At 30.6% G+C, this 26,049-nt stretch carries 18 protein-coding genes; 13 read left to right on the top strand and 5 right to left on the bottom strand.

The window, feature by feature from the left end:
• Nucleotides 1-160 precede the first annotated feature (160 nt).
• Nucleotides 161-2,617, bottom strand: a complete 2,457-nt coding sequence (locus KPL55_RS22660) for a right-handed parallel beta-helix repeat-containing protein (protein ID WP_216309031.1) — start codon at nucleotides 2,615-2,617, stop codon at nucleotides 161-163.
• Between the two features lie 404 nt (nucleotides 2,618-3,021).
• On the opposite strand from KPL55_RS22660, the gene pepF reads away from it, so the two are divergent.
• From pepF to KPL55_RS22635, 5 genes are all read left to right on the top strand, one after another.
• On the top strand, nucleotides 3,022-4,827 hold the full coding sequence (pepF, locus tag KPL55_RS22655) for an oligoendopeptidase F (protein WP_216309030.1): 1,806 nt from the start codon (nucleotides 3,022-3,024) through the stop codon (nucleotides 4,825-4,827).
• A 117-nt stretch (nucleotides 4,828-4,944) separates the two neighbouring features.
• Nucleotides 4,945-6,483 (top strand): hypothetical protein, encoded by a 1,539-nt coding sequence (locus KPL55_RS22650; RefSeq protein WP_216309029.1) that lies wholly within the window; start codon nucleotides 4,945-4,947, stop codon nucleotides 6,481-6,483.
• Nucleotide 6,484: 1 nt separating this feature from the next.
• Nucleotides 6,485-7,195 (top strand): DUF6063 family protein, encoded by a 711-nt coding sequence (locus KPL55_RS22645; RefSeq protein WP_216309028.1) that lies wholly within the window; start codon nucleotides 6,485-6,487, stop codon nucleotides 7,193-7,195.
• Complete coding sequence (locus KPL55_RS22640; RefSeq protein WP_216309027.1) at nucleotides 7,195-11,628, top strand: rhoptry family protein; 4,434 nt, start codon at nucleotides 7,195-7,197, stop codon at nucleotides 11,626-11,628. The genes KPL55_RS22645 and KPL55_RS22640 overlap by 1 nt, the downstream gene beginning before the upstream one ends.
• A 39-nt stretch (nucleotides 11,629-11,667) precedes the next feature.
• Nucleotides 11,668-12,765, top strand: coding sequence for a carotenoid 1,2-hydratase family protein (locus KPL55_RS22635; protein WP_216309026.1), 1,098 nt, complete (start codon nucleotides 11,668-11,670; stop codon nucleotides 12,763-12,765).
• Nucleotides 12,766-12,784: 19 nt separating this feature from the next.
• On the opposite strand, the gene KPL55_RS22630 is transcribed toward KPL55_RS22635, so the two are convergent.
• The 3 genes from KPL55_RS22630 to KPL55_RS22620 all read right to left on the bottom strand — a co-directional run bounded on the left by KPL55_RS22630 (nucleotide 12,785) and on the right by KPL55_RS22620 (nucleotide 15,081).
• On the bottom strand, nucleotides 12,785-13,486 hold the full coding sequence (locus KPL55_RS22630; protein ID WP_216309025.1) for an ABC transporter permease: 702 nt from the start codon (nucleotides 13,484-13,486) through the stop codon (nucleotides 12,785-12,787).
• Nucleotides 13,487-13,640: 154 nt separating this feature from the next.
• A complete protein-coding gene (locus KPL55_RS26455) occupies nucleotides 13,641-13,997 on the bottom strand; it encodes an ATP-binding cassette domain-containing protein (protein WP_281418903.1) in 357 nt (118 codons plus the stop codon).
• Nucleotides 13,998-14,136: 139 nt separating this feature from the next.
• Complete coding sequence (locus KPL55_RS22620) at nucleotides 14,137-15,081, bottom strand: AraC family transcriptional regulator (protein ID WP_216309024.1); 945 nt, start codon at nucleotides 15,079-15,081, stop codon at nucleotides 14,137-14,139.
• Nucleotides 15,082-15,297: 216 nt separating this feature from the next.
• Between KPL55_RS22620 and KPL55_RS22615 the strand changes: the two genes are divergently transcribed.
• Together KPL55_RS22615 and gnpA are read left to right on the top strand one after the other, a co-directional pair.
• Nucleotides 15,298-16,326 carry a glycoside hydrolase family 88/105 protein gene (locus KPL55_RS22615; RefSeq protein ID WP_216309023.1) on the top strand — a complete coding sequence of 343 codons (1,029 nt, stop codon included), beginning with the start codon at nucleotides 15,298-15,300 and terminating at the stop codon, nucleotides 16,324-16,326.
• Between the two features lie 3 nt (nucleotides 16,327-16,329).
• On the top strand, nucleotides 16,330-18,498 hold the full coding sequence (gene gnpA / locus KPL55_RS22610) for a 1,3-beta-galactosyl-N-acetylhexosamine phosphorylase (RefSeq protein WP_216309022.1): 2,169 nt from the start codon (nucleotides 16,330-16,332) through the stop codon (nucleotides 18,496-18,498).
• A 122-nt stretch (nucleotides 18,499-18,620) separates the two neighbouring features.
• On the opposite strand, the gene KPL55_RS26450 is transcribed toward gnpA, so the two are convergent.
• Nucleotides 18,621-18,737, bottom strand: coding sequence for a hypothetical protein (locus tag KPL55_RS26450; RefSeq protein ID WP_312887375.1), 117 nt, complete (start codon nucleotides 18,735-18,737; stop codon nucleotides 18,621-18,623).
• A 65-nt stretch (nucleotides 18,738-18,802) separates the two neighbouring features.
• Here KPL55_RS26450 and KPL55_RS22600 point away from each other — a divergent pair, with 65 nt between their 5' ends.
• The 6 genes from KPL55_RS22600 to KPL55_RS26145 all read left to right on the top strand — a co-directional run bounded on the left by KPL55_RS22600 (nucleotide 18,803) and on the right by KPL55_RS26145 (nucleotide 25,762).
• Nucleotides 18,803-19,813, top strand: coding sequence for an SPL family radical SAM protein (locus tag KPL55_RS22600; protein WP_216309021.1), 1,011 nt, complete (start codon nucleotides 18,803-18,805; stop codon nucleotides 19,811-19,813).
• A gap of 151 nt (nucleotides 19,814-19,964) precedes the next feature.
• Complete coding sequence (locus tag KPL55_RS22595; protein ID WP_216309020.1) at nucleotides 19,965-21,698, top strand: purple acid phosphatase family protein; 1,734 nt, start codon at nucleotides 19,965-19,967, stop codon at nucleotides 21,696-21,698.
• Between the two features lie 4 nt (nucleotides 21,699-21,702).
• Nucleotides 21,703-22,866, top strand: a complete 1,164-nt coding sequence (locus KPL55_RS22590; RefSeq protein ID WP_216309019.1) for a YibE/F family protein — start codon at nucleotides 21,703-21,705, stop codon at nucleotides 22,864-22,866.
• Nucleotides 22,863-23,600 carry a class B sortase gene (srtB, locus tag KPL55_RS22585; RefSeq protein ID WP_216309018.1) on the top strand — a complete coding sequence of 246 codons (738 nt, stop codon included), beginning with the start codon at nucleotides 22,863-22,865 and terminating at the stop codon, nucleotides 23,598-23,600. The genes KPL55_RS22590 and srtB overlap by 4 nt, the downstream gene beginning before the upstream one ends.
• Nucleotides 23,601-23,812: 212 nt before the next feature.
• The gene (locus KPL55_RS22580) at nucleotides 23,813-25,402 is read left to right on the top strand and encodes a MutS-related protein (protein WP_216309033.1); all 1,590 of its coding nucleotides are present in this window, start codon (nucleotides 23,813-23,815) and stop codon (nucleotides 25,400-25,402) included.
• Between the two features lie 51 nt (nucleotides 25,403-25,453).
• Nucleotides 25,454-25,762, top strand: coding sequence for a DUF6897 domain-containing protein (locus tag KPL55_RS26145; protein ID WP_312887371.1), 309 nt, complete (start codon nucleotides 25,454-25,456; stop codon nucleotides 25,760-25,762).
• Nucleotides 25,763-26,049 lie beyond the last annotated feature (287 nt).

Below are 26,049 nucleotides of genomic sequence, written 5' to 3'. Positions count from 1 at the left end.
TCGACAGCTTGTAATTTTTGTTCAGCAGGACATTTAGGTTTTGACATTAAAAATACCTCCAAAGTATCAGTTTTTATATTTAAACTGTCTACTTTAGAGGTATCATATCAATTTTATGGTTGAATGCCCTTTGTTATACACTATAATAATTACAATTAAACTATTTATCACAAGTATCTAGAGCATACCAGTGAACTCCATATTTATAACTCGTTATTATGTTATTATTTATTTTGTTATGATGATTGGTATTTGAGGTTGAGTAAACCCCACTTTTAGCTATGGTTCCAATACTTGAGCTAATTGTATTATTTTCAATAGTTATATACTGGGGATCTGCAACTCCAGACCAGTCAAGTAATATTCCATTACCGACCTCCGCAGTACTTATATTGTTTCTTAAATTTGTATTTGCTATGTCATTATTTGATATAATGCAATTCGAGCTTCCGGCGGTTATACTAATACCATTATTTTGTGCAGATAATACTTCGTTTTCAAAGCAAGTTGTTCCACTTGTAGCAAAAAGACATATTGCCCCCATGCTACCGACACCATTGATTGATTCTTCTACTGTATTGTTACTTACAATGTTATTATTAGACTGCCATACTTCTATTTGATTATATCTGTTATTTTTACTTGTATTGTAAATGATAGAATTGTTACTAGAAACTTTATTGCTACCACCATAAATTGTTATACCTTCTTGGCCGTTTCCTTCGCAGTGATTACCGCGCGCTTCGGAGTTGGTTGTACCTTTTCCAGATGCTGAACTGTAACCAAATATTATACCTTGACCACCGCTATTTTTCAAAGTATTATTTGTTACCATTATTCCATCTCCATTTAAACAGTAAATATGTGCACTTATTTGTGCGTCAGCATATCCACCAAAAACCTCTGGATTATCAAAAAAATTGTTTGATATATCAAAATCAGAACTATCTCCATCTATTTTAATTCCATACTTGAGTATATTATTAAAATATGAATTAGTTATAGAGCAATTGATCCCTCTATAAACATTAATCGCTGCGTATTTAATGTTATTTGTAAATCTACAGTCTGTAATACTTACCCCTTTATTGTATGAAGAACTTATAGCTGTAGAGCATTTTTGAAACTCTAGGCCTGTAAAAGTATTATCATTACCTGTAGCAAATAAAGTGTTGTCGTCGTTGCCTTGAATTACAACGTTATTATCTGCAATTAATTTTGTCCCATCTTTTAATCTAACATAGCTTGAGAGTTTATATATACCCTTTGGTAATTTAATTGTACTTCCACTTGGGTACGAATTTATCATATTCTGAAATTGAGTAGAGGTATCTGTAAGCCCAGTTATATCCAAGCTATAGCTTTGCGCATCTATAGGAGTAGCTGTATCTGTTGTATTTACATACTTACCATCTACATATCCAGACTCACATGTCATGCGAACATAGAAATGAAGTCCAATTTTGTAATCATTTATTATGTTATTATCTACTTTGTTATGATGATTGGTATTGGAGGTTGAGTAAATACCACTTTTAGCTATAATTCCATTACTTGAGCTAATTGTATTATTAGCGATTGTTATATACTGAGGATCAGCTACTCCAGACCAGTCAAGTAATATTCCATTACCTTTTTCTGCTGCATTAACATCATTTTTTCTATTTGTATCACTAATAGTATTAGATGATACGTTGCAATTTAAAGAACCTGCAATTATAGAAATACCATTGTTTTGTGAAGATAATATCGTATTACTTGTAACACTTGTTCCTGTTGTATTAAATAAACATATTGCTCCAAAATCTCCAGTACCAGTTGCAGATTCTGCTACCGTATTATTATTTACAACATTATTATCAGACTGCCTTACTTGAATTTGATTTAATCTATTATTTTTACTGGTATTACCTACAATAGAATTAGAGCCGCTAAGCTTATCATTTCCACCATAGATTGTAATGCCGTCCTGACCATTGCCTTCTAATTGATTATTGCTTACTATCGAATTACGGGTACCTTTACCAGTTGTTGAATTATAACCGAAGATTACACCGTGTCCGCCGCTGTTTTTTAAGATATTGTTTGTAACAGAAATATCTGTTCCATTCATGCAATAAATATGACTACCTAGTTGTGGGCTACTAAAGCCATCAAAAACTTTAGCATTTTCAAAATTATTATTATCTATTGTAATATTAGAGCTATCTTTATCAATCAAAACTCCAAATTTGTGTAAATCGTAAAAATTCGAATTTTTAACAGTGCAATTGCGCCCGCCATAAAGATTTATGGCCGCATAAGTGATATTATTTATGAATCTACAACTAATTACATTAAGACCCTCTTTATATAAAACGTTTATTGCAGTTGAGCAATTCTGAAATTCTATACCCTCAAAGGTGTTATCATTACCAGTCCAAAACAAGGTGTTATTGCCAATGCCTTTAATTGTTACATTGTTATTTCCAGCAATTAATTTTATACCGTCTTTTAATGTAACGCTCTTATCGAATTTATAGATACCACTGGGTAGTATAAGTGTACTGCCACTTTGCACAGAGTCCACCATTTTTTGAAATTGAACTGAAGTATCTGATATTCCCGTTATGTCCAAGTTATAATCTCCAGCATCTATTATAATTGAATCGGATGATGTAGAAGATTCAGCAGCGTTAACTTCTAGAATAGAAGATTTTGTTATTGGTACAAAGGGAACAATTATTAAAGAAATTAATATAAATAGCGTTGTTAAACATATTCTAATTTTATTTTTAAAAATGTCAAATCACTCCTTCGTTTTTATTAATTGATTTCATATTAAATAATTCCTATATTTTCATACAGTATAACCCAAAATGCAACAATTTGCATGCGATATAGTGGCATTTATAAATGTTTTAAATAAATAAATCACAAAATATGGTATTATATCAGTATGAACCCATAATAAAGAATTCCCTCAAAGCATGAGGAGAGATGTAATGGAAATAGTAAAATAGAATTAAAGGAGGAGTTGTAATGAAAACAGCATTAAAAGAAAGAAAGGATGTAGATAAGTCGCTTACCTGGGATTTATCTTCACTGTACAAAACAGAGGAATTGTATAATTTAGCTTTACAGGGGTTAGAAGAACTTACCTTAGAAATGGAAAATAAATATAAAGAAAAATTGAATAACGCTAGTACTATAAATGAATGTTTGGATAAAATGAGGGTGGTACTAGAAAGTGAAAGTCTTGTAGAGAATTATGCAAGTCTTAAAGTTTCTACAGATCAATCTAATCAGGAAAATCAAGCTAGATATATGAAGTCTATTAATATATTAGCCAATTTAGATAGTAGACTAAGTTTTGTAGCAAGTGAAATTAATGAAGTAGATGAAAAAATAATAGATGAAGCAATTAAGATGTCTAAAGAAAACAGCCATTATTTAAAAGAGATAAAAAGATTTAAGAAACATTCATTACACCCGGAAGTAGAAAAAGTGTTATCTGCTTTATCAGGAACACTGGATTCATCTTATTCCACATATGATACAACTAAATTAGCGGATATGGACTTTGAAAATTTTATTGTAGATGGAACTGAATATCCTCTTAGTTATGTGCTTTTTGAAGATGGATGGGAGTATGAGACTGATACTAAAATTAGAAGAGCGGCTTTTGAAGCGTTTTCTTCAAAACTCAGAGAATATAAAAATACAGTAGCATCACTCTACCAGACTCATGTTCAAAAGGAAAAAACATTGGCAACACTTAGAGGATTTGATTCTGTTATAGACAGCCTATTATTTCCACAGCAGGTAGAGAGGGAATTATATGATAGACAAATAGATATAATCATGGAGAAGTTAGCACCCCATATGAGAAAATATGCGAAACTTCTTGGGAAAATTCATAAAATTGATGAAATGACCTTTGCAGATTTAAAGCTTGAAGTAGATCCGACTTATGAGCCAAGCATATCTGTTGAGGAATCGAAAAAATATGTTGAGGGAGCATTATCAGTATTAGGTGAAGATTATGTGGAAATGGTAAAAAAAGCTTATGATGAAAAATGGATTGATTTCGCTGTAAATAAAGGAAAATCAACTGGTGCCTTTTGTGCAACTCCATATGGTAGTCATTCATTAATTTTAATATCCTGGTCAGAGAAAATGAAAGAGGTTTTTGTACTTGCCCATGAATTAGGCCATGCAGGTCATTTTAAATTAATTAATGAAAATCAGAATGTTTTTAATGCAGATCCTTCTTTATATTTTGTTGAAGCACCATCTACTATGAATGAAATGCTTATGTCAAATTATCTTATGAAAACAAATGATGAGCCTAGATTTAAGAGATGGGTCTTATCTTCTATGATTAGCCGTACTTATTATCATAACTTTGTTACTCATTTATTAGAGGCCGCATATCAAAGAGAAGTTTATAAAATAATAGATGCTGGTGGAAGTGTTCAAGCCACAAATCTTAATGAAATAAAAAAAGGTGTGCTTGAAAAATTCTGGGGAGATTCTGTGAAAATCGTTGATGGTGCAGAACTTACATGGATGAGGCAGCCACATTATTATATGGGACTTTATCCATATACTTATAGTGCCGGACTTACAATAGCTACTCAGGTAAGTAACAGAATTATAAAAGAAGGAAAGCCGGCAGTGGATGACTGGAGAAAAGTATTAAAAGCAGGAGGAACCAAGACTCCAATAGAACTTGCTAAAATGGCAGGAGTAGATATAACAACAGAAAAACCGCTATTAGAAACTATAGAGCATATAGGAAATATAATTGATGAAATAATAAAAATTACAGAAGATATGGAGTAAGTTTTATTATTAGAAAATTAGATTATAAAATAAAGGAACTGCTGATTAATTATCAGCAGTTTTTTCGTCGACGTGCCGTGTTATAATGTTAGGGTGTATAGTGGAAGGAAGTGCTTTATGGTTAATGAAATATATGATTATATGAAAGAGATAAAAAGTGAACACAATGAAAGAATGCAAAACCTAAAAAGGTATTATCCTTTTTTTAAGATAAGGGAAATATCTCTAGACCTATTTAAGGAAGGCAAATATAATTTTATTGATATGGGTTATATAGTGATAGCAACTTTAAGGTTATTTATAGAAGAGAATAATTTTAATGACATAGGGGTTTCTTTTGAGAAATTATCTGATTTTATTACAGAAATTCTAAAACGCGATTATGATTTGTTTCTGGATGAAAAAGAGAACAGTTTACTTGTAAATTATATTTTTGATAAAATTACAAATGATGGAAAGCCGTTTTCGTATAATTATTTTGACCCTGCCCAAAGGAAACAGATGTCTTCTAGGATCAAGTTAATTGAATCTAAAATAGAAGATAATACGATTTTTTATTACATAACCTCTGAGGGTATTGAGTTTTATCTTGATACAAAGGAAATAAAAGATGAGAGTAAAATAAGCATTCAACAAATACTACTGTCTAAAATGATTGAGTCTAAAAATTTTAAAGGTGGTATTGAAGTTGTAAAAAGAATTAATAATGAAGTTAGTAAACTAATGTTACGAAAAAATGAGATTTTGAACATTTTAAGTTACAATGTTGCCCAGGGTATAAAAGCTTCACAGGAACTTTTTACTAGCAGCATGAAGTGGTTTGATGAGGAACAAGGCCTGTTTGAAAAAAATAAGAAATTAATAGAATTAGCCCTTGTGAGAATTGAGGAAAATGAAGGTCATGATATGCAAGAGGATTTCTTGAAAAACAGGGAATACATATATAATCTAGAAACAGAAATTAAACGGGCTATTTCAAAGCATAGCGCACTACTAAACTCTTCTACTGACCTTAAGATACAATCGGATGAAATTATTAAAAGGGTTACTTTAAATAAACTTAGAATGTCTTTTGATTTTAAAACTGCATTCGATAAAGCACTCCTTTTAGATAATACTGATTTGCTATCTTATCTTATGAATCCATTATTAAAGATAAAGTTTAGTAAGACTTTTAATTTAAAAAATACAGATGAACTTTTAACTTACAGGCCCAATAATGAAGAAGATATAGAAGAAGTTATGGTGGTTGAGGAAACAGAGTATATCTCACCAGATGATATAGAAGATGAAAGAATAGCTGAGAATTTTATAATATTTATGAAGCTCTTAATGAAATTCATTTTGGAGAAGGGACAATTTACACTAAGAGATTTTAATTTGTATTTAGCAGGTAAGTTTAAAGGAGATATCTTAAAAAATGGAGATTATTATTCTTTTATACTCCATATCGCACAAAAAAGTTATTATGATATATCTAAACTTAAGGAGGACGAGAAAACTATCTTTGATAAAATAATTATAGATATATTAACGCCTGAAAATCTAAGTGAGTTTATAGATATTAAGTTTAATGTAATACCAATACCTGAGGATGTAATAGAAATATCATCTTTATTTAAAATCACGAATATAAAATTTGAAAGGGTTGAATAGATTGGATAACTGGAATATGGAGAAAGCTCTGGAGCTGTTTTCAAAGCTGATTACTGGAGAGAATGTAAGTAGCAAAGAAAATAAAGACTTATATGAGGAATATAATTCAAATATGGAAATGTATAATATATTTGGCAGCATGATAGAAAAACTTAATTTAACATTATATCAATATAAGAGTGCTTTATACATTACAGCTGGTGAAAATAATAAGGTTTTTGGATATACTAATGAAGAATTAAGGAAGATGCTAGGCCTTAGGGTTAATAAAGAATTATATATGTGCTATTTTATTATTTATAATATTATTACACTATTTTATAAAGATGCTTCTAGTTATACATTACAAGAATTTATAAAATCGGAGGATGTGCTCAGGAGTGTTGATGGTACGCTTTCAAGTATTATTAATAAATTAGATGTAGTAGTTAAAAATGAACTTGAGGAGAACAGCTTTAATGCCATAGCTCTTTTATGGGATGAACTTCCGTTAACTCATTCAACTGATTTATCGGTAAATGCCAGGGCATATAAAAGTTCAAAGCTTGGGTATATAAAAATTGTTTTTAATTTTCTAAAGGAACAGAATCTTTTTATTGAAGTAGAGGAACGCTATTATGCGAGTGGAAGATTTAAGGCACTTATAGAAAACTATTTTGAAGATTTCAGAGGAAGGCTCTATGAGATAATGTCAGAAGGGGGGCTTAATTAATGCCGCAAATTAACAGGATACGGGTAAATAATGTTAAATATAATAATGGGTCCCAAACATATGATGATTTTAAAATGGAACTTTCTTGTAGCAATACTTTGTATGATCTTGCAAATGGTGGAGGTAAAAGTCTTCTAATGTTATTGCTGCTTCAGAACCTTATACCAAATTGTCATTTAGATGAAAAGCAGCCTATAGAAAAACTCTTTAGGGGTAAAGACTCTAGCACTGTTATTCACTCACTTATTGAATGGCGATTAGATGATGGAGATAAATCTGGTTACAAGTATATGGTCACAGGTTTTTGTGCTAGAAAAGGTATAGAAACTTCTGGAAATAGTGAGAATAAAAAGGATACAGCAGCTTTTGATTATTTTAATTATTGTTTGTTTTATAATTCATATAATGAAAATGATATAAATAATTTATCACTTCAAGACAATATTGAAAGAGTAACTTATAATGGTCTAAAAAAACTATTAAGAGGACTTCAAAATGATAATTCTTTCGTCCTTGTTCCTGATGTCTTTGAGAATAGAAAAGGCGAATATCAAAGGTTTATTAGTGAACATGGTTTATATGAGAGTGAATGGGAAATTATTAGGGGAATAAATAAAACAGAGGGCCATGTAAGAGGTTACTTTGAGCAAAATTATAGGACATCAAGAAAGGTCGTCGAGGATTTACTTATAGAAAAGATTATTCAAAAAGCTTTCATGGCTAAAACCAGTAAGGTAGACGATGAGGAAGAAATGGCGAAAAACCTTTTGGATATTAAGGACAAAATCATAGAGTTATCCAAAAATAAAAGTGAAATTTCAAAATTTGATAGACAGGCAGAGGTTGTTAACGACTTTATTATTAGGACAAATTCACTTGTTAATGTCTATGAAGAAAAGGATATAATAGAAACATCTATTGTAAAAACCTACAATACTCTTGAAAGCAATGTTAAAAAAAGATATGAAGAACTTAATTTAATAGAGGGACAAACAACGAGTATTAAAGAAGAAGATAAGAAAGTAGAAAAAAACATTCAAACTATAAAACTTCAAATCATGAAAAATGAGGAGTGTACTACACAAGGGGAACTTGAAAGTTCACAAACCAAATTTGAAAATGCAAAATTAAATGTTAACATTGTGGATAATGAGATTAACCTAAGACAAGTTAAAAATTATTTTGTGGATTATTTAGGGAATAAAAGCAAACATTCTGAAATAAAAGAGGTAGTTGATAATATTTTTAAAGCCAACGAGACTCTAACAGCGGACTTAAATATATTAGCCTATAATAAAAAAATAAGAAATGAAATTAAACTTAAAGAGTTAAATAATAATTTAAGCATATCTTCAATTAAAGTTAATGAACTTAAAGATAAGGTATCCGAATCTACAATTAAAGAAAGAAATATTGATAATAATATAGCTGTTTGTGAAAGTAACATATTGCAATCAAAAGAGAAACTTAATTTGTTAAACAAAAGGGTTAAACTTCTTAGAAATCAGCTGAATATAATGATTATAGGAGATATAGATGTTGATATTAATAGGTTCCAAGCGGATAGATTGGAAAACTTAGAAAAAATAAAAGTTAATAAATATATAGTAGATTCTTTAACGGAGAAAAATAGCAATTATAAAATTAATATTGCCAAAGCGGAAGTTGCGATAAATTCAATTCAAGCGAAAATAGTAGAATATAATGATTTTACAGAGCAATATGATATAGATAGAATTAAGTCTAATAAATTATTAGAGGTTTATGAAGCTGGAGATGTTTTAACCTTAAGTAAGAGCCTAGAAATTAAATATAAAGAGCTTTTGGGATTAATACTAGCTCAGGAGAGAGAATTACAACAATCATTAGATTATTTTACTCAGTTAGATCAGGATAAACCTATGATTACAACCAAAGAGATATTAAAAGTAAAAGAATATATCAATAAAAATTATAATGAAGATGGAATTTTGGGTATAGAATATCTTCAAGGGCGCTCAATGCAGGAAAAAGAAGCCCTTTTAAAAAAGATACCTTTTTTACCATACAGCGTTATAGTGACATATAATTTTAACAAACTTATTGTGGATGATAAATTTAAAGATAGTGATTTTGGTAATTATGTTATTCCAATTATTTGCTTAGAAACTATTAAAAACGGACTAGATTTTAATATCAGTGGTTTAGATTTTGCTGTAAAAGATAGGTCTAAATTTATAAATATAGAAAAAATAAAAGAGGAAAAAGATAAAATAGAAAAACAAATATCAGATATAAGAAATAATCTTGATCTTCTTAAAAGAAACGAAGAAACACTAAAAATAGATAATACATATATTAGGCAGTTTAAGTTTATTTATGACAATAAAATAGATGATGTAATTGAGCAACGGTCTATTTTAAGTCTTGAAAAAACATCCTTAGAAAATGAAAGGATAGCCAGCAGTAAAGCTATAGATGGAGTTAATATCCAGATGAAAAGTATCAATTTAGAAAACTCAGAACTAGAAGAAAAGATAACTATTTTGGATGGAGACTTAATAGTTATAAGAGAATTGAAGATTAATTTAGAAAACTTAGATTTAGAAGAAAAAACACTTCAAGATTTCGTAGAAAGTTTAAAATCTTTAAATTCTAAATATATGGAAATTGAAAACCAAATAACTGAGTTTCAAAAGAGTCAAGACAATGAACTTGAGGTAAAAGGCGGATTAAAGCAAGAAATAGATTTAATAAATGATGAGTGGAATCGAATGTATAAAACATATTATAAGGAAGATAAATATGAGGAGTTAAGTATATCCGACGATGATTTAGAAGCAAAATTCAGAGGAAGCAAAATAGCATTAGAAGAAAAAAATTCGGATATAAATGACAAAGATCAACTTTTACAAAATTATCAAATCAGTATGGATAAATGCAAGGAAGAGATTAATAATAGAGAATATTCTTTAGATAAGCTTTATGAACTTAAAAATAAAAATGAGATTTCTGTAACAAATCAGGAAGAATTAAGTAAGTTAAAAGAAAAACTCAAAACCTTGAAAAGCCAGCTTGAAGAAATTAATAAAGTTATGCAAAAGTACATTTTAGCTAAAAGCAAAATTGCCGGAAAGATTGAATTATTAGAAGTTAGTTTCTCTGAGCATTTTGGTGAATATGTTGCTATTGAAATAGAAGTGTTTAAATTTAAACAATTTGAAGAGGACAATATTAACAAAAGAAAAAAACTTGATTTGAAAAAACAAGAAAATTTAAAATTACAAAGCAATATTAATAAATCAATTGAGAAATTAAAAGCTATTATAGTTAATGTAGAAGTAGTTTTAAGGTCTAGTAATATTTCTAAAGACAAAACAAATGATATGCTTAACGATATTAATGATATTAATGATACTAAAGCTATAAAAAGCTATTATGAAAATTTAGAAAAAGACTTTGATAAAGTTTGCACTAAAGAAATAAATAGTAAAATGAATTTCGACATTAATAAAGAAAAAAACATAAAAACTCTTAAAGAAATGGGAGCTTTTGAGCTAGCAGAAGAATTTTCAAGAAGCATAAATGCTCCAGAGTTAATTACGCAGTGCAAGGTACTTGTAGAAAATCTAGAAAATATAAAAGAGCTTATATCTCTTCAAAAAGGAAAAATAGAAAATGATATTAAAGACATGGAGCAAATCAAAGAAAATTTTCAAAATCAATGCCTCCAACGGTGTAGAGATGTGAAAACAGAGCTTGATAGGCTGCCTAGGTTATCAAGATTAAATCTAAATAATGAGATAATACAAATGGTTAGTTTGCAATTACCTTATGTTAAGGAGGAACAACAAAAGTTCCAAATGTCATTATACATAGAAGAGACAATAAAAAATGTTGATAATATGGATGATGCGATAGAGAAAATTAAATATATTAAAAATCAATTAGCACTTAAAAGGCTATTTTCTGTTATTGTAACAGATATGAATAAAATAGTTCTAAAGCTTTATAAAAGAGAGCAGATAGCGCAGCAGAGCAAGACACTGGAATATGAGCAGGCGGTTGGTAGTACTGGTCAGTCACAAGGAATATATATTCAATTTTTAATATCCATAATAAATTATATTAAAAATATAAATTCGTTTAATGCTGATAATAATAAATTAAGGAAAACAATATTTATAGATAATCCTTTTGGTGCAGCCAAAGACATATATATTTGGGAACCTATATTTGAGTTCTTAAAAATAAATAATGTTCAACTAATTGTTCCAGCTCGTGGTGCTACACCTGCTATATCTGGAAGATTTGATGTGAATTATATATTAGGTCAAAAACTTATTGGTGACAAGCAACAGACAGTAGTGATGGAAGTAAGAAGTCAGGTGTTATCAGAGCAATTAGAATTTAAGAAGATAGAACATGAGCAGCTAGGATTTAAATTATCATAAAATAGAAAAGGAAAATCAGAAACTAAAAGCAGGAGAGCTATGAATAAAAAAGCGTTTTTAGATAAAAGTAATAACTCATATAAGCAGTTAGGTATAAGTAAAGAACCTGCGATATGGGAAGATGGAATGAGGACTAGTGGTGGTAGGGGTACATACGAATGGTGGTATTTTGATGCCCAGTATTCTGATGGTACTAGTGTAATTGTTATATTTTATACTAAGAATGGATTTGATGTAAGAGGCATTTCAAATCCAACTGCATCACTTGATATAACTTTTCCAAATGGAAAAAACATAGTAAAATATATTTATGAAGGCCGAGGACAAACCATTCGTGCTTCAAGGGATAAATGTGATGTAAATATTGCACAAAGTAGTATCAAATATTCAAATGGAAATTATTTAATACATTTCACAGATGGTGATGTTGAATATACTTGTGTAATGAAACCCAAATTACCAATGTGGCGTCCTGGAACAGGACATTGGTGTTTTGGGAAAAATAATGAATATTATTTTGCATGGATTGTTGCATTACCATCTGCTGATATTAGTGCAACTTTAAAAGTGTGCGGAGAAACCTTTGAGTTAAATGGCAATGGATATCATGACCACAACTGGGGTAATGTCCATATAAGAAAACTCATGAATCATTGGTATTGGTGCCGCGCTAATATTGGTCCTTATACAATAATTGCATGTGATATTATTACGCAGAAGAAATATGGATATACTAGATTACCAGTTATAATGTTAGCTAAAGATGGAGTTATATTAGATGACAATGAAGAAAAAACAGAAATTAAAAGATTAGAAACTCAGCATCATCCAATAACTAAAAAATTTATTGATAATAATTTGACCTTTATTCAGCAAGTGGATAATGAAGTCAAATACCAAATAGAATTTAATAGAGAACATGATATTTTAGCTTTTAATATGCTTGATATAAACGGAACTTCACAAAATAAGACCTCTATCGCTAAAGCTATGGGGATCAATCCTACTTATATAAGATGCACTGGAAAAGTTAAGTTAACAGTTGTAGAAAAGGGAAACAAGGAAACTTTTGAAAAAGAAGGATTATGGGAGCAGATGTTTTTTGGAAGTAATAAGGATGCTATAATTAAAAATTAGAAAAAGAATGGGTTTTATACTAAACCCATTCTTTTTTCCTAAAACGTATAAAGCCAATTAAGTGAAATAGTATAGAAAGGAAAGCACCAACAAAAATGAATTTACTTACCCCAGTTGATAGTGATGGAACTACAAAAGGATAACTCAAGGGATTATATACCCATAGATGTTCTGATTGTGATGATAAAAATCCAGATAGTAACATGACAATTCCTATACCCAAATAAACTATTAATGGTATATTTTCTAATGAGAAAATATAAAAAAAGGATATTATTGCAAAGGTGCATAAAAATGATAACAATAAATCTAATAAAATACTTTCAAAAGCAATTGGAAAATTGTTTGAAACAACCTTAACTAACAATATTCCCATTAAGTAACCTAAGTAATGTATCAATACCATTAGCGTCAAAGTAAACATCTTAGTGAAGTATATCTTACTTTTTTTAAGTGGCATACTCATCAAAAGTGTCCAGTTATTATTTTTATGCTCCATTTCTCCAACAATCCTACAAGTTATAATAATGTATAAGGGAACCATAATAGTATAAAAAAAATTACGGGAAAAAACATATATTAACAATCCCTTATCGGAAGTATTTGAATAATTTAATGTAGGTGCTAAATATATCATACATACTACCAAAATAATTGGCATAATTAAGGTTATACTAAACAAATGATTTTTTAAATATTTATACAATTCAGCTCTTAGCATAGTTTTCCCCTTTCACTATCTATAGATGTTCTTCCTGTTAAATATTAAAGTAGAAATTAATAGTCCAACAATAATAAATGAACATGAAATAGCCAGTATAGACAAAGTTTGATTCCAATTTGCTCTAAAACTATAATCAGCAAATGAATAAGGATTAAAATTGCCAAATATAGAATTTAAATATGTATCTTGTGATAGTACTCCAAGGAAAAAAGCTATAAATAAGCTTATCCATTTTGATGAAAATATTTCTAACACAATCATTTGGATTGCTGCCGTTGCCATTGCTGAACTCAACAATATCAAAATCTTTCCCGAAGATTTCTATACTTCCATTGTCTGGGTAAATTAAACCAAGTAGCATACGAATAGTTGTAGTTTTACCAACTCCATTTGGGCCCAAAAGTCCAAATATACAGCCTTTAGGTATCCTTAAACATAAATTCTCAACCACTATTTTTTTATTGAAGCTTTTTTGTAAGTTATTCGTATTCACAACTATATCGCTCATTAATTATCTCCTTTTAAAGGATTACATATTACGTCAAATATTACTCTAAAAAACATATGGATTGTTATTTGTAATCTTATACATATTATAGCATATAGGGGGTAGCGTACACAAAAATGATATTTTGTTATTCCATATATTAAAGCCATCCAGTAAATTCAAGAATAGAGGCTTTCGCTGATTGATACTCAGATTGTAACATTCGCGTGCACCATGCTCTTGGTGACTCGCCTATAAGCTTTGCGAAGCATCTATTGAAGCTTGAAATGGAATGAAAACCTACTTGTTCAGAGATAGAAAGAATTGAATCTTCTGTGCTTCTTAGCAACTTGCAAGCTTCTTCAATTCGAGTACTGTTTATAAACTCTAGAGGGGATGCGCCCATGATTTCATGAAATATTCTTCTAAAATGAGTTGTGCTTAAATGACAAAGGTCAGCTAAAAAATCTATGGTAATAGACGACATATAGTTTTTATAGATGTACTCTAAAACCTCAGAGATGACAAAAGTGCCTTCCTGGCTCTGATATGCCATTTGATATGCCAATTTCTCATTCTTTGAGTAGATTCTAAGAAGCTCTATATAAAGGGACAATAATAAACCTCGAGCACTTTCTCGAAAAAAAGGATTTCTCTGATTTAACTCATCTACAATAATCGATACAAGGTTATAAACCTTTGGATACTTTTCCTTGCTTAGAATATAGTTTGAGATTTTCATATTAGGCATTGGCCTCTCAAAACTATTATCAGGACTCCTAAATAAATTTTTAAAGAGTTCATTTGGTGAAAAAAAGATATAGGACCAAAGGCTGGCTGAACCTTGCGAACTGTATGTGGTATGGGGAAGAAATCTAGGCACACAGGTAACATCACCTGCTTTAAAGGGTACAGAATTTCCTTCAATTTCCATGAAACCACTATGAGAATGACATATACCAATTTCTAAGCAGTCATGGAAATGGAGATGTTCACTTTTAATGTCAGATATTTTCCAACGATCACCACTTAATAGTAAAACAGGGAAGTTTATTGGCAAACTATAGTGGCGATATTCGATGATGATCTTTTTTTTCCTGGACATATGTGGCACCCCTTGTAGTTTTATTTGAGCTCATTATATATGAAGTAAATGCGAAATTAAACCAATAAATGGTCGAAATTGCATAGTTTTATAATGAATGTGATTAGATTTAAAGTCTATTGTTGCTTATAATAGAACTACTAGAAGAAATATAAATGTAAACCAATACAATTGAAGCGCTTTTGCGAACTTAGTAAATATTAAAAGGGGTGAAATATGTTAAAGCTAAATTATGACAAAGAAGAAATATTAAAAGTAATCGACAAAGTCGTTAGAAAAACAATGACAATGGATTTGACATGGGATTGGCCATGCGGGGTTGCTTATTATGGTGTATGCAGGGCTTATAAAATAACAGGAAATAAAGAGTATTTAGATATGCTTATAAAATGGACTGACGAATATATTGAGCTTGGTTTGCCGCATTGGACTGTTAATACATGTGCTATGGGTCATATGCTTATAACACTATATGAAGAAACAGGTGATCAAAAATACTGGGATATTGTTATGAGCAAAGTGGATTATATTCGTAACCATGCTCTTAGATTTGGAGACAATGTTTTGCAGCATACAGTATCCTCTGCAAATGACTTCCCAGAACAGGCATGGGCAGATACATTGTTTATGGCGGTATTTTTCTTGCTTCGAGTAGGAAGTAAATTGAATGATCAGGATATTATTAAGGATGCCTTAAATCAATACTACTGGCATATTAAATATTTGCAAGACCCTAGTACAGGTTTTTGGTATCATGGTTACGATAATGTTAATAAAAGCAATATGTCAGGATTTTTCTGGGGGAGAGCTAATGCCTGGGCAGTGTATACTATGTCACAAGTTAAATCACTTTTGAAGGAGTGGTACTTATATCCTCAGTGTATGGATGTTGAGTGTGCACTTCGAGATCAGTTAGCATCGCTTAAGGTTGTTCAAACTGAGAATGGTTTATGGCGAACTGTAATAAATGATGAGGATTCATATGAAGAAGTATCTGCATCTTGTGGTATTGCTGCTGCTATGATTAATAACAATAATCCACTACATACAAAATATGTTCAAAAATCATTAGAAGGTATCTTAAAAAACATTAGCGAAGATGGGCGAGCACTAAATGTATCAGGTGGCACAGCTGTCATGAAAGATAGAGAAGGATATTGTAATATTCCAAAAGGATGGTCACAAGGCTGGGGTCAAGGACTGGCACTTACTTTTCTTTCCGATATGCTTAAAGAGGAGGTTTAATATATGACAAATGAGGTGAAGGGTAGTAGTTTTACAATGCCAGGAGAAGCTGGCTATGAAGCGTTAACACTAAAGTTAGCGCAGAAGTGGGGGGCTGATGTCATCCGTGATAGTGATGGAACCCAATTATCAGAGGAAATCATTAATGCAGGATACGGAATTTATTCTACAGTTTGTATCATTAGAGATCATAACGAGTGGGCATCAAAAAACCTTGATAAACTACAGCAGTGCTTTTTGATTACGAATCCAAAGGTAGCTGTTCAAGATTATTTATCCATATATATCATGGAAGATTTTTTTGCAAATCAATTTAGAGTGAATGACTCAAAAGAGGCAATCAAGTATTGGCAAGTTTATGATCGTACTACTGGGAAAGAAGTTCAAAGAGAATTGTGGCATTATGATAGGGAGTCAGGAAATGTGGTTATCACTGGGATTACGACCTGGCATAAATATACAGTAAGTTTCATGGTATATCGTATATGGGAAGAGATATCCATGTACAATCATACAGCGAATAATTGGGAAAAAGAGCATTTGATGCAAATAGATCCAATCTACGAAGAAACGCAAAAGTACTTACTTGATTGGATGAATAACTGGCTTATAAGTCATAAGGAAACAACTGTTGTTAGATTTACATCCATGTTTTATAATTTTGCTTGGATTTGGGGTAGCAATGAAAGAAATAGATATCTTTTCTCTGACTGGGGTTCATACGATTTTACTGTAAGTTCAAGAGCACTTGATATTTTTGCTAAGAAATATGGATATGCTATGACTGCTGAGGATTTTGTAAATGCTGGGAAATATAATGTAAGCCATATGCCTTGCCCGCAGCGTAAGAAAGATTGGATGGCATTTATTAATGACTTTGTAATAGAATTTGGAAAAAAATTAATTGACATGGTACATCAATATGGCAAGCTGGCATATGTGTTTTATGATGATAGCTGGGTTGGTATTGAGCCTTACAATGACCGCTTTAATGAGTTTGGATTTGATGGTATGATCAAATGCGTGTTTTCAGGTTTTGAGGCAAGGCTTTGCTCTGGGGTAAAAGTTGATACCCATGAGATTAGGTTACATCCATACTTGTTCCCAATTGGTTTAGGTGGGGCACCAACTTTTATGGAAGGTGGAAACCCGACACTAGATGCTAAAAAATATTGGATTAATATTCGTCGTGCTCTATTACGTGAGCCTATTGAGCGAATTGGTTTGGGTGGATATTTGCACCTGGTAGAATCTTATCCAGATTTTTGCGATTACATTGAAAAGATTTCAAATGAATTCAGAGAAATTAAAGAACTACATCATAAAGGCAAACCTTATGAAATTAAGACAAAGGCAGCAATACTTCACAGCTGGGGCAAATTGAGGTCTTGGACATTATCCGGGCATTTTCATGAAACTTTTAAACATGATTTGATGAATGTCAATGAGGCCTTAGCGGGATTACCAGTCGAAGTTCAGTTCATTGATTTTGAAGATATACGCAACGGAAGATTAAAAGATATTGATGTGGTCATCAATGCGGGTTCTGCTAATTCAGCATGGAGTGGTGGAGAACATTGGAATGACAATAAATGTGTGGATTTACTAACTGAATGGGTATATAAAGGTGGTACTTTTATTGGAATCAATCAACCTTCAGCAATTGAAGGTTACGATAACTTCTTCAGAATGTCACATGTTCTGGGTATTGATGAAGATACAGGCGCTAAGGTAAGTCATGGAAGATGGGAATTTAGTGTTGATGCAGCAACTGGGTTGGTACCAGAAGGGGCTATTATAAAAGCAAGAAATAGCATTTATCTTACAAATGGATCAGCTACAGTACTTGATGAATCTAACGGTATGCCAGCACTTACATCTAATACATTTGGTAAAGGAAAAGGTATTTACATGCCTTCTTTTGAATTAAGTTTGGAAAATACACGATTGCTTCTTAATATAATTCGTTTTGCTGGTAATGAGTTAGATGAAACAAAATATATAACAGATAATTTATATACAGAGTGTGCTTATTACCCAGAAAGTAAAACATTGGTTGTAATCAATAACAGCGATCAAACGCAATCAACTACTGTTGATACGGAATTTGGAAAACAAACATTTGAATTAAAACCTTATGATACATCGATTACTAATATTGGTGATAAATAAAATATATATCAAAACACACTGAGTGATTTACACTACTAACAAGAAAAAAGATAGCAAAACTTTATAATAAGGTTTTGCTATCTTTTTTCTTGTTCAGTTGATTCTGTCGCTCCAAAGCCAATCTAAAGATTAATTCCTATTGAAAATGGACGAAGTCCTACTGGTACTGTAGCAATCACCGTATTTGTTACCCCATCAATTACGGAAACGTTATTATCGTCCTGATTTGTTACATAAATACGTATAAATAATCTTAAATAATATAAGACTAAAGTAAATATTACATATAAGAAGGAGTGCTATAATGAGACCATTTATACCAATGCGAGTTTATTATGAGGAAGAAGTAAAAAAATATGAACAAGGTAAGGATATATTAGAGAGATATGAAAAACTAAATATTCCACTTATCTCTATAGAAGCCCATCATAAAATTGAAGAATTAAGACACCTACCTAATAAAGAATATACTAAAATGAAAAAATACCTTATATTAGGAACCAGAAAGACTATAAAACTAACATGCAATGATAAAAGTGCAGATTTTATTGTTCCTTTTACCTCTAGTGGTTGTACAGCGACCTGTCTGTATTGTTATTTAGTTTGTCATTTCAACACTAACTCTTATCTTAGAATATATATGAATAGAGATGAAATAATGAACAAAGTAAAGAAGACAATTGTTAAAATAGGTGAACATAAGGTATATGAATTAGGTAGTAATTCGGATATGGTTCTTGAAAATACTATAACGGGAAATTTAAGATGGGCAATTGAGGAGTTTGGAAAGCTAGAAAATGCGACAGCTACCTTTTCAACAAAGTTTGATGCTGTGGACGATTTATTAACTGCTAAGCACAATGGACACACGCAAATGCGTATTTCCATTAACCCACAAGAAATTATAACAAAAGTTGAATTTGGAACAAGTAGTTTAAAAGAGAGGATTATTGCAGCAAATAAAATGTTTGAAGCTGGATATAAAGTAGGACTTAATATTGCCCCAATAATTTTGGAAGAAGGCTGGCAAGGAATGTATGAGAATATGTTTAAGGAAGTCAAGGAGACTTTATTATTTAAACTTAAAAATCAATTATTTATAGAGGTAATATTTATGACCTATGGTTCAGCTAATTTTTTTATTAATACAGAAAGTATGCCAAAAGCAGTAAATTTACTTGATAAGGTTAAAATGAGACCAAAAGGACCAGGAAAGTATACATATCGTAATGAATATAGAAATCCTGCCGAGGAAGTTATTAGGCAGTACATTCAAATATATTTACCTGAGGCTTCTATAAGTTATATCGTATAAAGTTTATAGTAACATACTCCCTATTAAAGTAACACAAGGTTAACATAATCATTACATTTCTATAACGTAATAGGTATAATATTGAGACAGATAGCAAAGGATAAGTAACCAATTATGGTTTAATATGAGTAATTATAAGGGGGTATTAACAATGCTAAAGTTAAGAAAAAATGCAATAGCTGCTATATTAGTTGCAGCAGTACTAACTACAACGGGTGTTTCAGTATTTGCATCGGATAATGATGGTTGGACTGATGCTAGTCAAACGCAGTCCGCAAAGGATGGCAAATGGACACAATGGTGCGCTGACTGGGAAACGATTAAAAGTGATCCTATACAAATGTCATTAACAACTGGTAAAAATGCGACAGAGCTAAATTTTGCATGGTATTCAAAGGAGACTGAAACAACACCAAAATTAAAAATAGGAAATAATAAAGATATGAATGATGCAAAAGAGTTAGGAGTAGTAGTTACGCCTGCTGCTAGTGGCTACAAATCAAATAAGGCTACAGTAACGAATCTAAAAGAGAATACTACATACTACTACAGCTATCAAGTAGCAGGTAATTGGACAAGTGCTACAATATATAAAACTCAGAGTACAAAAAGTTTTAATTTCTTATATGTTGGAGACCCTCAGATAGGCTCTTCAAGCTCTAATACAGCTAAAGGTGCAAGTGCAGAGCAAGGTCAAGATAATGCAGTAAGAAATGATAGTTTTAACTGGAATAATACTTTAGATACAGCGCTCAAATCACATCCTAATACAAGTTTCGTATTATCAGCAGGAGATCAAATTCAATCAAGTGATAAGAAAAACCCAGTATACACTGGAAATGAAATAGAATATGCAGGATACTTGAGTGCTAAGGCATTAAAATCATTACCCGTTTCAACAGCTATTGGTAACCATGATTCTCCTAACACTAACTATTCACTTCATTTTAATAACCCTAATACATCCAATTTAGGACTTACACCAGCAGGTGGGGATTACTTTTACTCCTATGGTAATGCATTATTTATTATGTTAAATACTAATAACACTAATATGGCAGAGCATCAAAAAGTTGTTGAACAAGCTATTAAGTCAAACCCAAATGCAAAATGGCGTATAGCAACAATTCACCAAGATATATATGGGTCAGGAGAACATTCTAACGAACCTGATATTATTAATTTGAGATATCAACTATTACCGATCTTTGAGAAAAATAAAATAGATGCTGTTCTTACTGGGCATGATCACACATACTCTAGATCATTAATATTAAAAGGTGGAGTACAAGATACGTCTAAAGCTATAACTAATGATGAATATGATGATTATATAGACGGAAAAACTCCGATTGATTCAAAGTATAATAATTATCTATCAAGTATTGAAGATACTAATGCAATGCAGGATATTTCAAATAGCAGTGGAAGTGTTACAAATCCACAAGGTATTTTATATATGACTGCAAACTCTGGATCGGGTAGTAAATACTATGATTTAGTTCCACACAAACAATCGTATATTGCAGCAAGATGGCAGGAAGATGTGCCAACTTATTCTAATATAGAAATTAATGATACAAAATTTACTATAAATACTTATAGAACAGATACAAATGAGAAAATCGATAATACCTACTCAATTATAAAAACTACTAAGGATATAACACCATCAACACCGGTAGCAGCAACACCAACGACACCAACACAAGCAGCACCATCAATACCAGCGGTGACTCCAATGGTAGAGCCTAAAAATGAAACAAATTCATCTGCTGGTATTGGAAGTGTAAAGGCCGGAGACAATAATAGCGCTAGCACTGTAGTTATTCTAACCATATCTTTAGTAGGAATAGCTTATATAAATAAACGTAAAAGTTACTAATATTATGTTAACAAAATTATTTAGTGATAAATCGGTAGTCTTTCGGAGAATAATTATTCTACTAATATGTATTGGCTTTTTTATGTTTTTACGTTCGTTTAATAACATTGATAGAATTCAATTGACTAATCAAAATGGAACTGGATATGAAAAGGCAGTAGTTCAAGAGGTTGCACGCGACAATGTACAATCAGATGGTTCGCGTATTGGAAGTCAAAAGGTAAAAGTTAGAATCTTAACGGGAGAGCTTAAAGGGAAAGCGCTGGATGCTACTAGCACATCAGGATATCTTTATGGAGCAGATTGCAAGGAAAATATGAAAGTTATAGTATCGACAAGTACATCGGGTGAAATTTCTGTAGTCTCAGTCTATAGTTATTATAGGGCGCCTATTATATATGCATTTGTTGCTTTATTTCTTTTAATAATTTGGGCTGTTGGTGGGAAAAAAGGCTTTAAATCAGCACTAGGAATTGTGTTTACTTTTATTTGTATTATATTTTTATTCATACCAATGTTATATAAGGGTTATTCTCCATTTTTATCTGCAGTTATTGTAGATATAATTATTACTGTTGTTATTATTTATTTAATTGGTGGGTTTAGTATAAAAACATTAGCATCAATTTTAGGTACTGTAATTGGAGTAATGATTGCAGGTGGAGTTGCTACAGGTTTTGGGTGCTTAGCACACATAAATGGATATAATGTATCAGCAGTTGAGGAATTAGTGTTTGTCGCTAATAATACAAACTTAAAGGTTGGTGGAATTCTTTTTGCAGGAATACTAATAGCGTCATTAGGTGCAGTTATGGATGTCAGTATATCAGTAGCATCTTCAATAAATGAAGTCTATAATACAAATCCTAATTTATCAAGGAAGGAACTTTTTTCTTCAGGGATGAATGTTGGACGAGATATAATGGGAGCAAATGCAAATACACTTATATTAGCATACACAGGAGGAGCTCTTAATACTTTGATTTTAATATATGTCTATAGCATGAAATACAATCAAATAATCAATATGTATTCAATTGGAATTGAGATTATGCAGGGATTATCAGGAACTATAGCAGTTATTTTAACAGTACCGCTTGTATCATTTATAGCTTCAGAGTTATTAACTAGTGATAAATTAAAAAGCGCTCTAAGAAGAAAAATATGAATGAAAAAACAATAAAACTAATAAATACATTTCTCATTATAATGGCTATAGTTACTTGTGCTCAGATTGGTTATAAACAATTCCAATATTATAAAGATAGTAAAAGATATTCTGAGGTTAAAGAAATTAAACCAACAGTAGGAGTAAATGTTACTAAAAAAACAGATGAGCATAATAATAATAAAGAGTTAAATTTAAAAGAGGATAAACTGAAAAAAATAAATTCAGACTATAAACTATGGATTAACATTCCAAACACTGATATAGATTACCCCGTGGTACAAGGAAGCGACAATGAATTTTATTTGCACAATAATTTTAACAAAGAAAAGAGCATAGCTGGTGCTATTTTTATTGATTATAGAAATAAAATAGAAACAGACAGAAATACAATTTTCTATGGACACCATATGAAAGATGGTAGTATGTTTAATGAGATAAATAAGTATAAGAAAGCTAATGAGTTTGAAAAAGGTGTTATAAAAATTGTAAAAAACAAAAAAGAATATAATTATGAAGTTTTTTCAGTTTTTGTATTAAATGAGAAACAGGATAATTTAAGTATTGATTTTAAAACAGACAAGGACTATGAAAATTATATTAAATTTTTAAAGGGAAAATCTATGTATGATAAAATAATTAAAAACAATGATTACAGTAAAATTATAACGCTATATACATGCAGTTATGAATTTTCTAATGCAAAGACAATAGTGTGTGCAGTTCTAAAATAACAAGCTTTAATTGCTAGTAATTGTGGCAATTAAGGCTTTATTTATTGCTTAATAATGTGAATGTTTTTGTGTTGGTATTATTTAATTTCATTCCAAGTATCAAGTAAATAATAGGGCGTTTTTTATGAAAAAACCCCATATTATGGTACAATTGTAATATCAAATGTGCAGACGTGGTACGAAAGGTGAAGATAAAATTGAATATAGGGAAAATGATTTTAAATACCCTAAATAAATTTTTAAGCAAAAGGGTTTTGAGATTAATAAGAAATGATAATAACAAAGATTTTGATAAGGCACGAGACTTTAAAAAGATTAGAAAGTTTTTTAATATGAGTCCAAAAACTGACTATACATTGGATAATCAAACATGGGATGATTTAGATATGAATAAGGTATATGAGAAGTTGGATAGGACCTATAGCAGTTCTGGAGAAGCAGCACTATACTCAATGTTAAGAAATCCACTAATGGAGGAAGTGAAGGTAAAAGAAAGAGGGAGTTTAATCAAGTTATTTAATGAGGATAGTAGGTTAAGGGAGCGTCTTCAATGTATTTTCTTTAATTTGAACAATGATTTTAAAAATGGTTTTTTAGATATGATTGAGAATGATCTTAAAATAAATAAAACTAAATATTACATTTATACTTTTATGGGTAAAATAATACCATTAATAATAACTCTTCTTGCAATATTTATAAATATGAAATTTATGATAGCACTTTTTGTACTAAGTTATATTAATATTGAAATAAATAAAAGAGAAGTAAGGACTATTAAGACTAATGGTATATTTTATTTAAGAAAAAATATTGTGGCAGCTAAAAGGATTGTGAGTATAGATAATAAAGATATTAATTACTATAAGGAAAAAATAATTTGTTTACTTAAACCCATAAAGGGCATAGATAGAGGTACAAGATTAATCGGTTTTATAAACATGTGGGCTGGATTGTTTGAACCTCTTTCCGTGCTTTTTCTTCTAGAAGAAACTGCTTATTATTCTATATCTGATAAAATAAAAGAGGAAAAACAAGTTTTGATTGACCTTTATTATACCGTAGGAGAATTAGAAGCATTAATTTCTATTTCAGGTTATAAACACTATTTAACTGAGCAGTGTGTAAAGCCAAAGTTTACAAAGAATATTTCTTTAAATATAGTGGGCGGAATACATCCTCTTATAGAGAATGCCATTGGAAACTCAATTAACATAGAAAATGGAGGTATTGTACTTACGGGAACAAATATGTCTGGAAAGTCAACTTTCTTAAGAATGCTAGGAGTAAATATAATTTTGGCCCAAAGCTTCTATCTTGTTTTAGCTAAAGAATACAATGCACCTTTCTTCAATATAGTTTCATCCATTAGCCCCAGTGATGATTTAACAAAGGGAAAAAGTTTCTTTATGGCAGAAGTAGAATCAGTTCTTCGAATAATTAAAGCTCTAGAAAAGGACGCGCCAGTATTTTGTCCAATAGATGAGCTGTTTAGGGGGACAAACCCTATAGAGAGAATTTCTATGTCGGCGGGAATATTAACATATATAAATAACGGGAAAAGTATTTCTATTGTAGCTACTCATGATAAAGACTTAGTGGATATTTTAAAAGAAAATTATGAATTTTATTACTTTAGTGAAAAAGTGGATAGAGAAAAGGGATTAAGCTTTGACTACAAAATAAAGAAAGGTATTTCTCAAACAAGAAATGCCATTAAACTTTTAGAGTACATGTGTTATCCAAAAAAAATAACAGATGAGGCATATAAAAGAGCTGAGATAATTGAAAAGCTGTTATAGTAAAGATATAATAGATATAATATTTGAAATATAATATTAGGGGGTGTTTAAGTGAGTTCATCGTGGATCGCTATATATATGCCATTAATTATACTGTTTTTTATTATTTTACCGCAACAACGTGAAATGCAAAAGTCAGCAATTCTAAAAAGAAAGAAGAGGAAGGGGTTAATAATTATGACGAATGAGGTAATTAAAAAGTATATAGGAAAAACATGTAGAATATCAACAGGGTCATTTGGTACAAATGTAATTGGGAAAATAATTGATGTAAACGAAAATTGGATTGAGATTGAGACTAAAAAAGGTAACGAACTTATAAATGCTGAATTTATTCAAAGTATTAAAATAACTCAATAATAACAAAGTTAAGATAGAGTTTGCATATATATCGCGAGAGTAACCCCATATCATTAGATGTGGGGTTTAATATTGTAGATATACTTGATTTATGGAAAATATGGTATAATCGTACATATATATTGTTGTTCTAGATTGTAGATAATTACGTTAGAAGGCTTACATTTACAATACATATAGGGGCTTGTGAAATGCTAAAATAAAAATTGTGGATAACTTTTGGGAAAACCTCCAAAAAGTGCAAAAAAAAGAGTACTCAAAGAACCCTTGAAAAAATGTAATGCGGA

Origin of the sequence: Clostridium lacusfryxellense (genome assembly GCF_018861735.1) — a bacterium.
Classification (GTDB): domain Bacteria; phylum Bacillota; class Clostridia; order Clostridiales; family Clostridiaceae; genus Clostridium_AD; species Clostridium_AD lacusfryxellense.
Note: the sequence above shows the minus strand (reverse complement) of the source record. Positions and strands in the feature narration are given on the sequence as shown.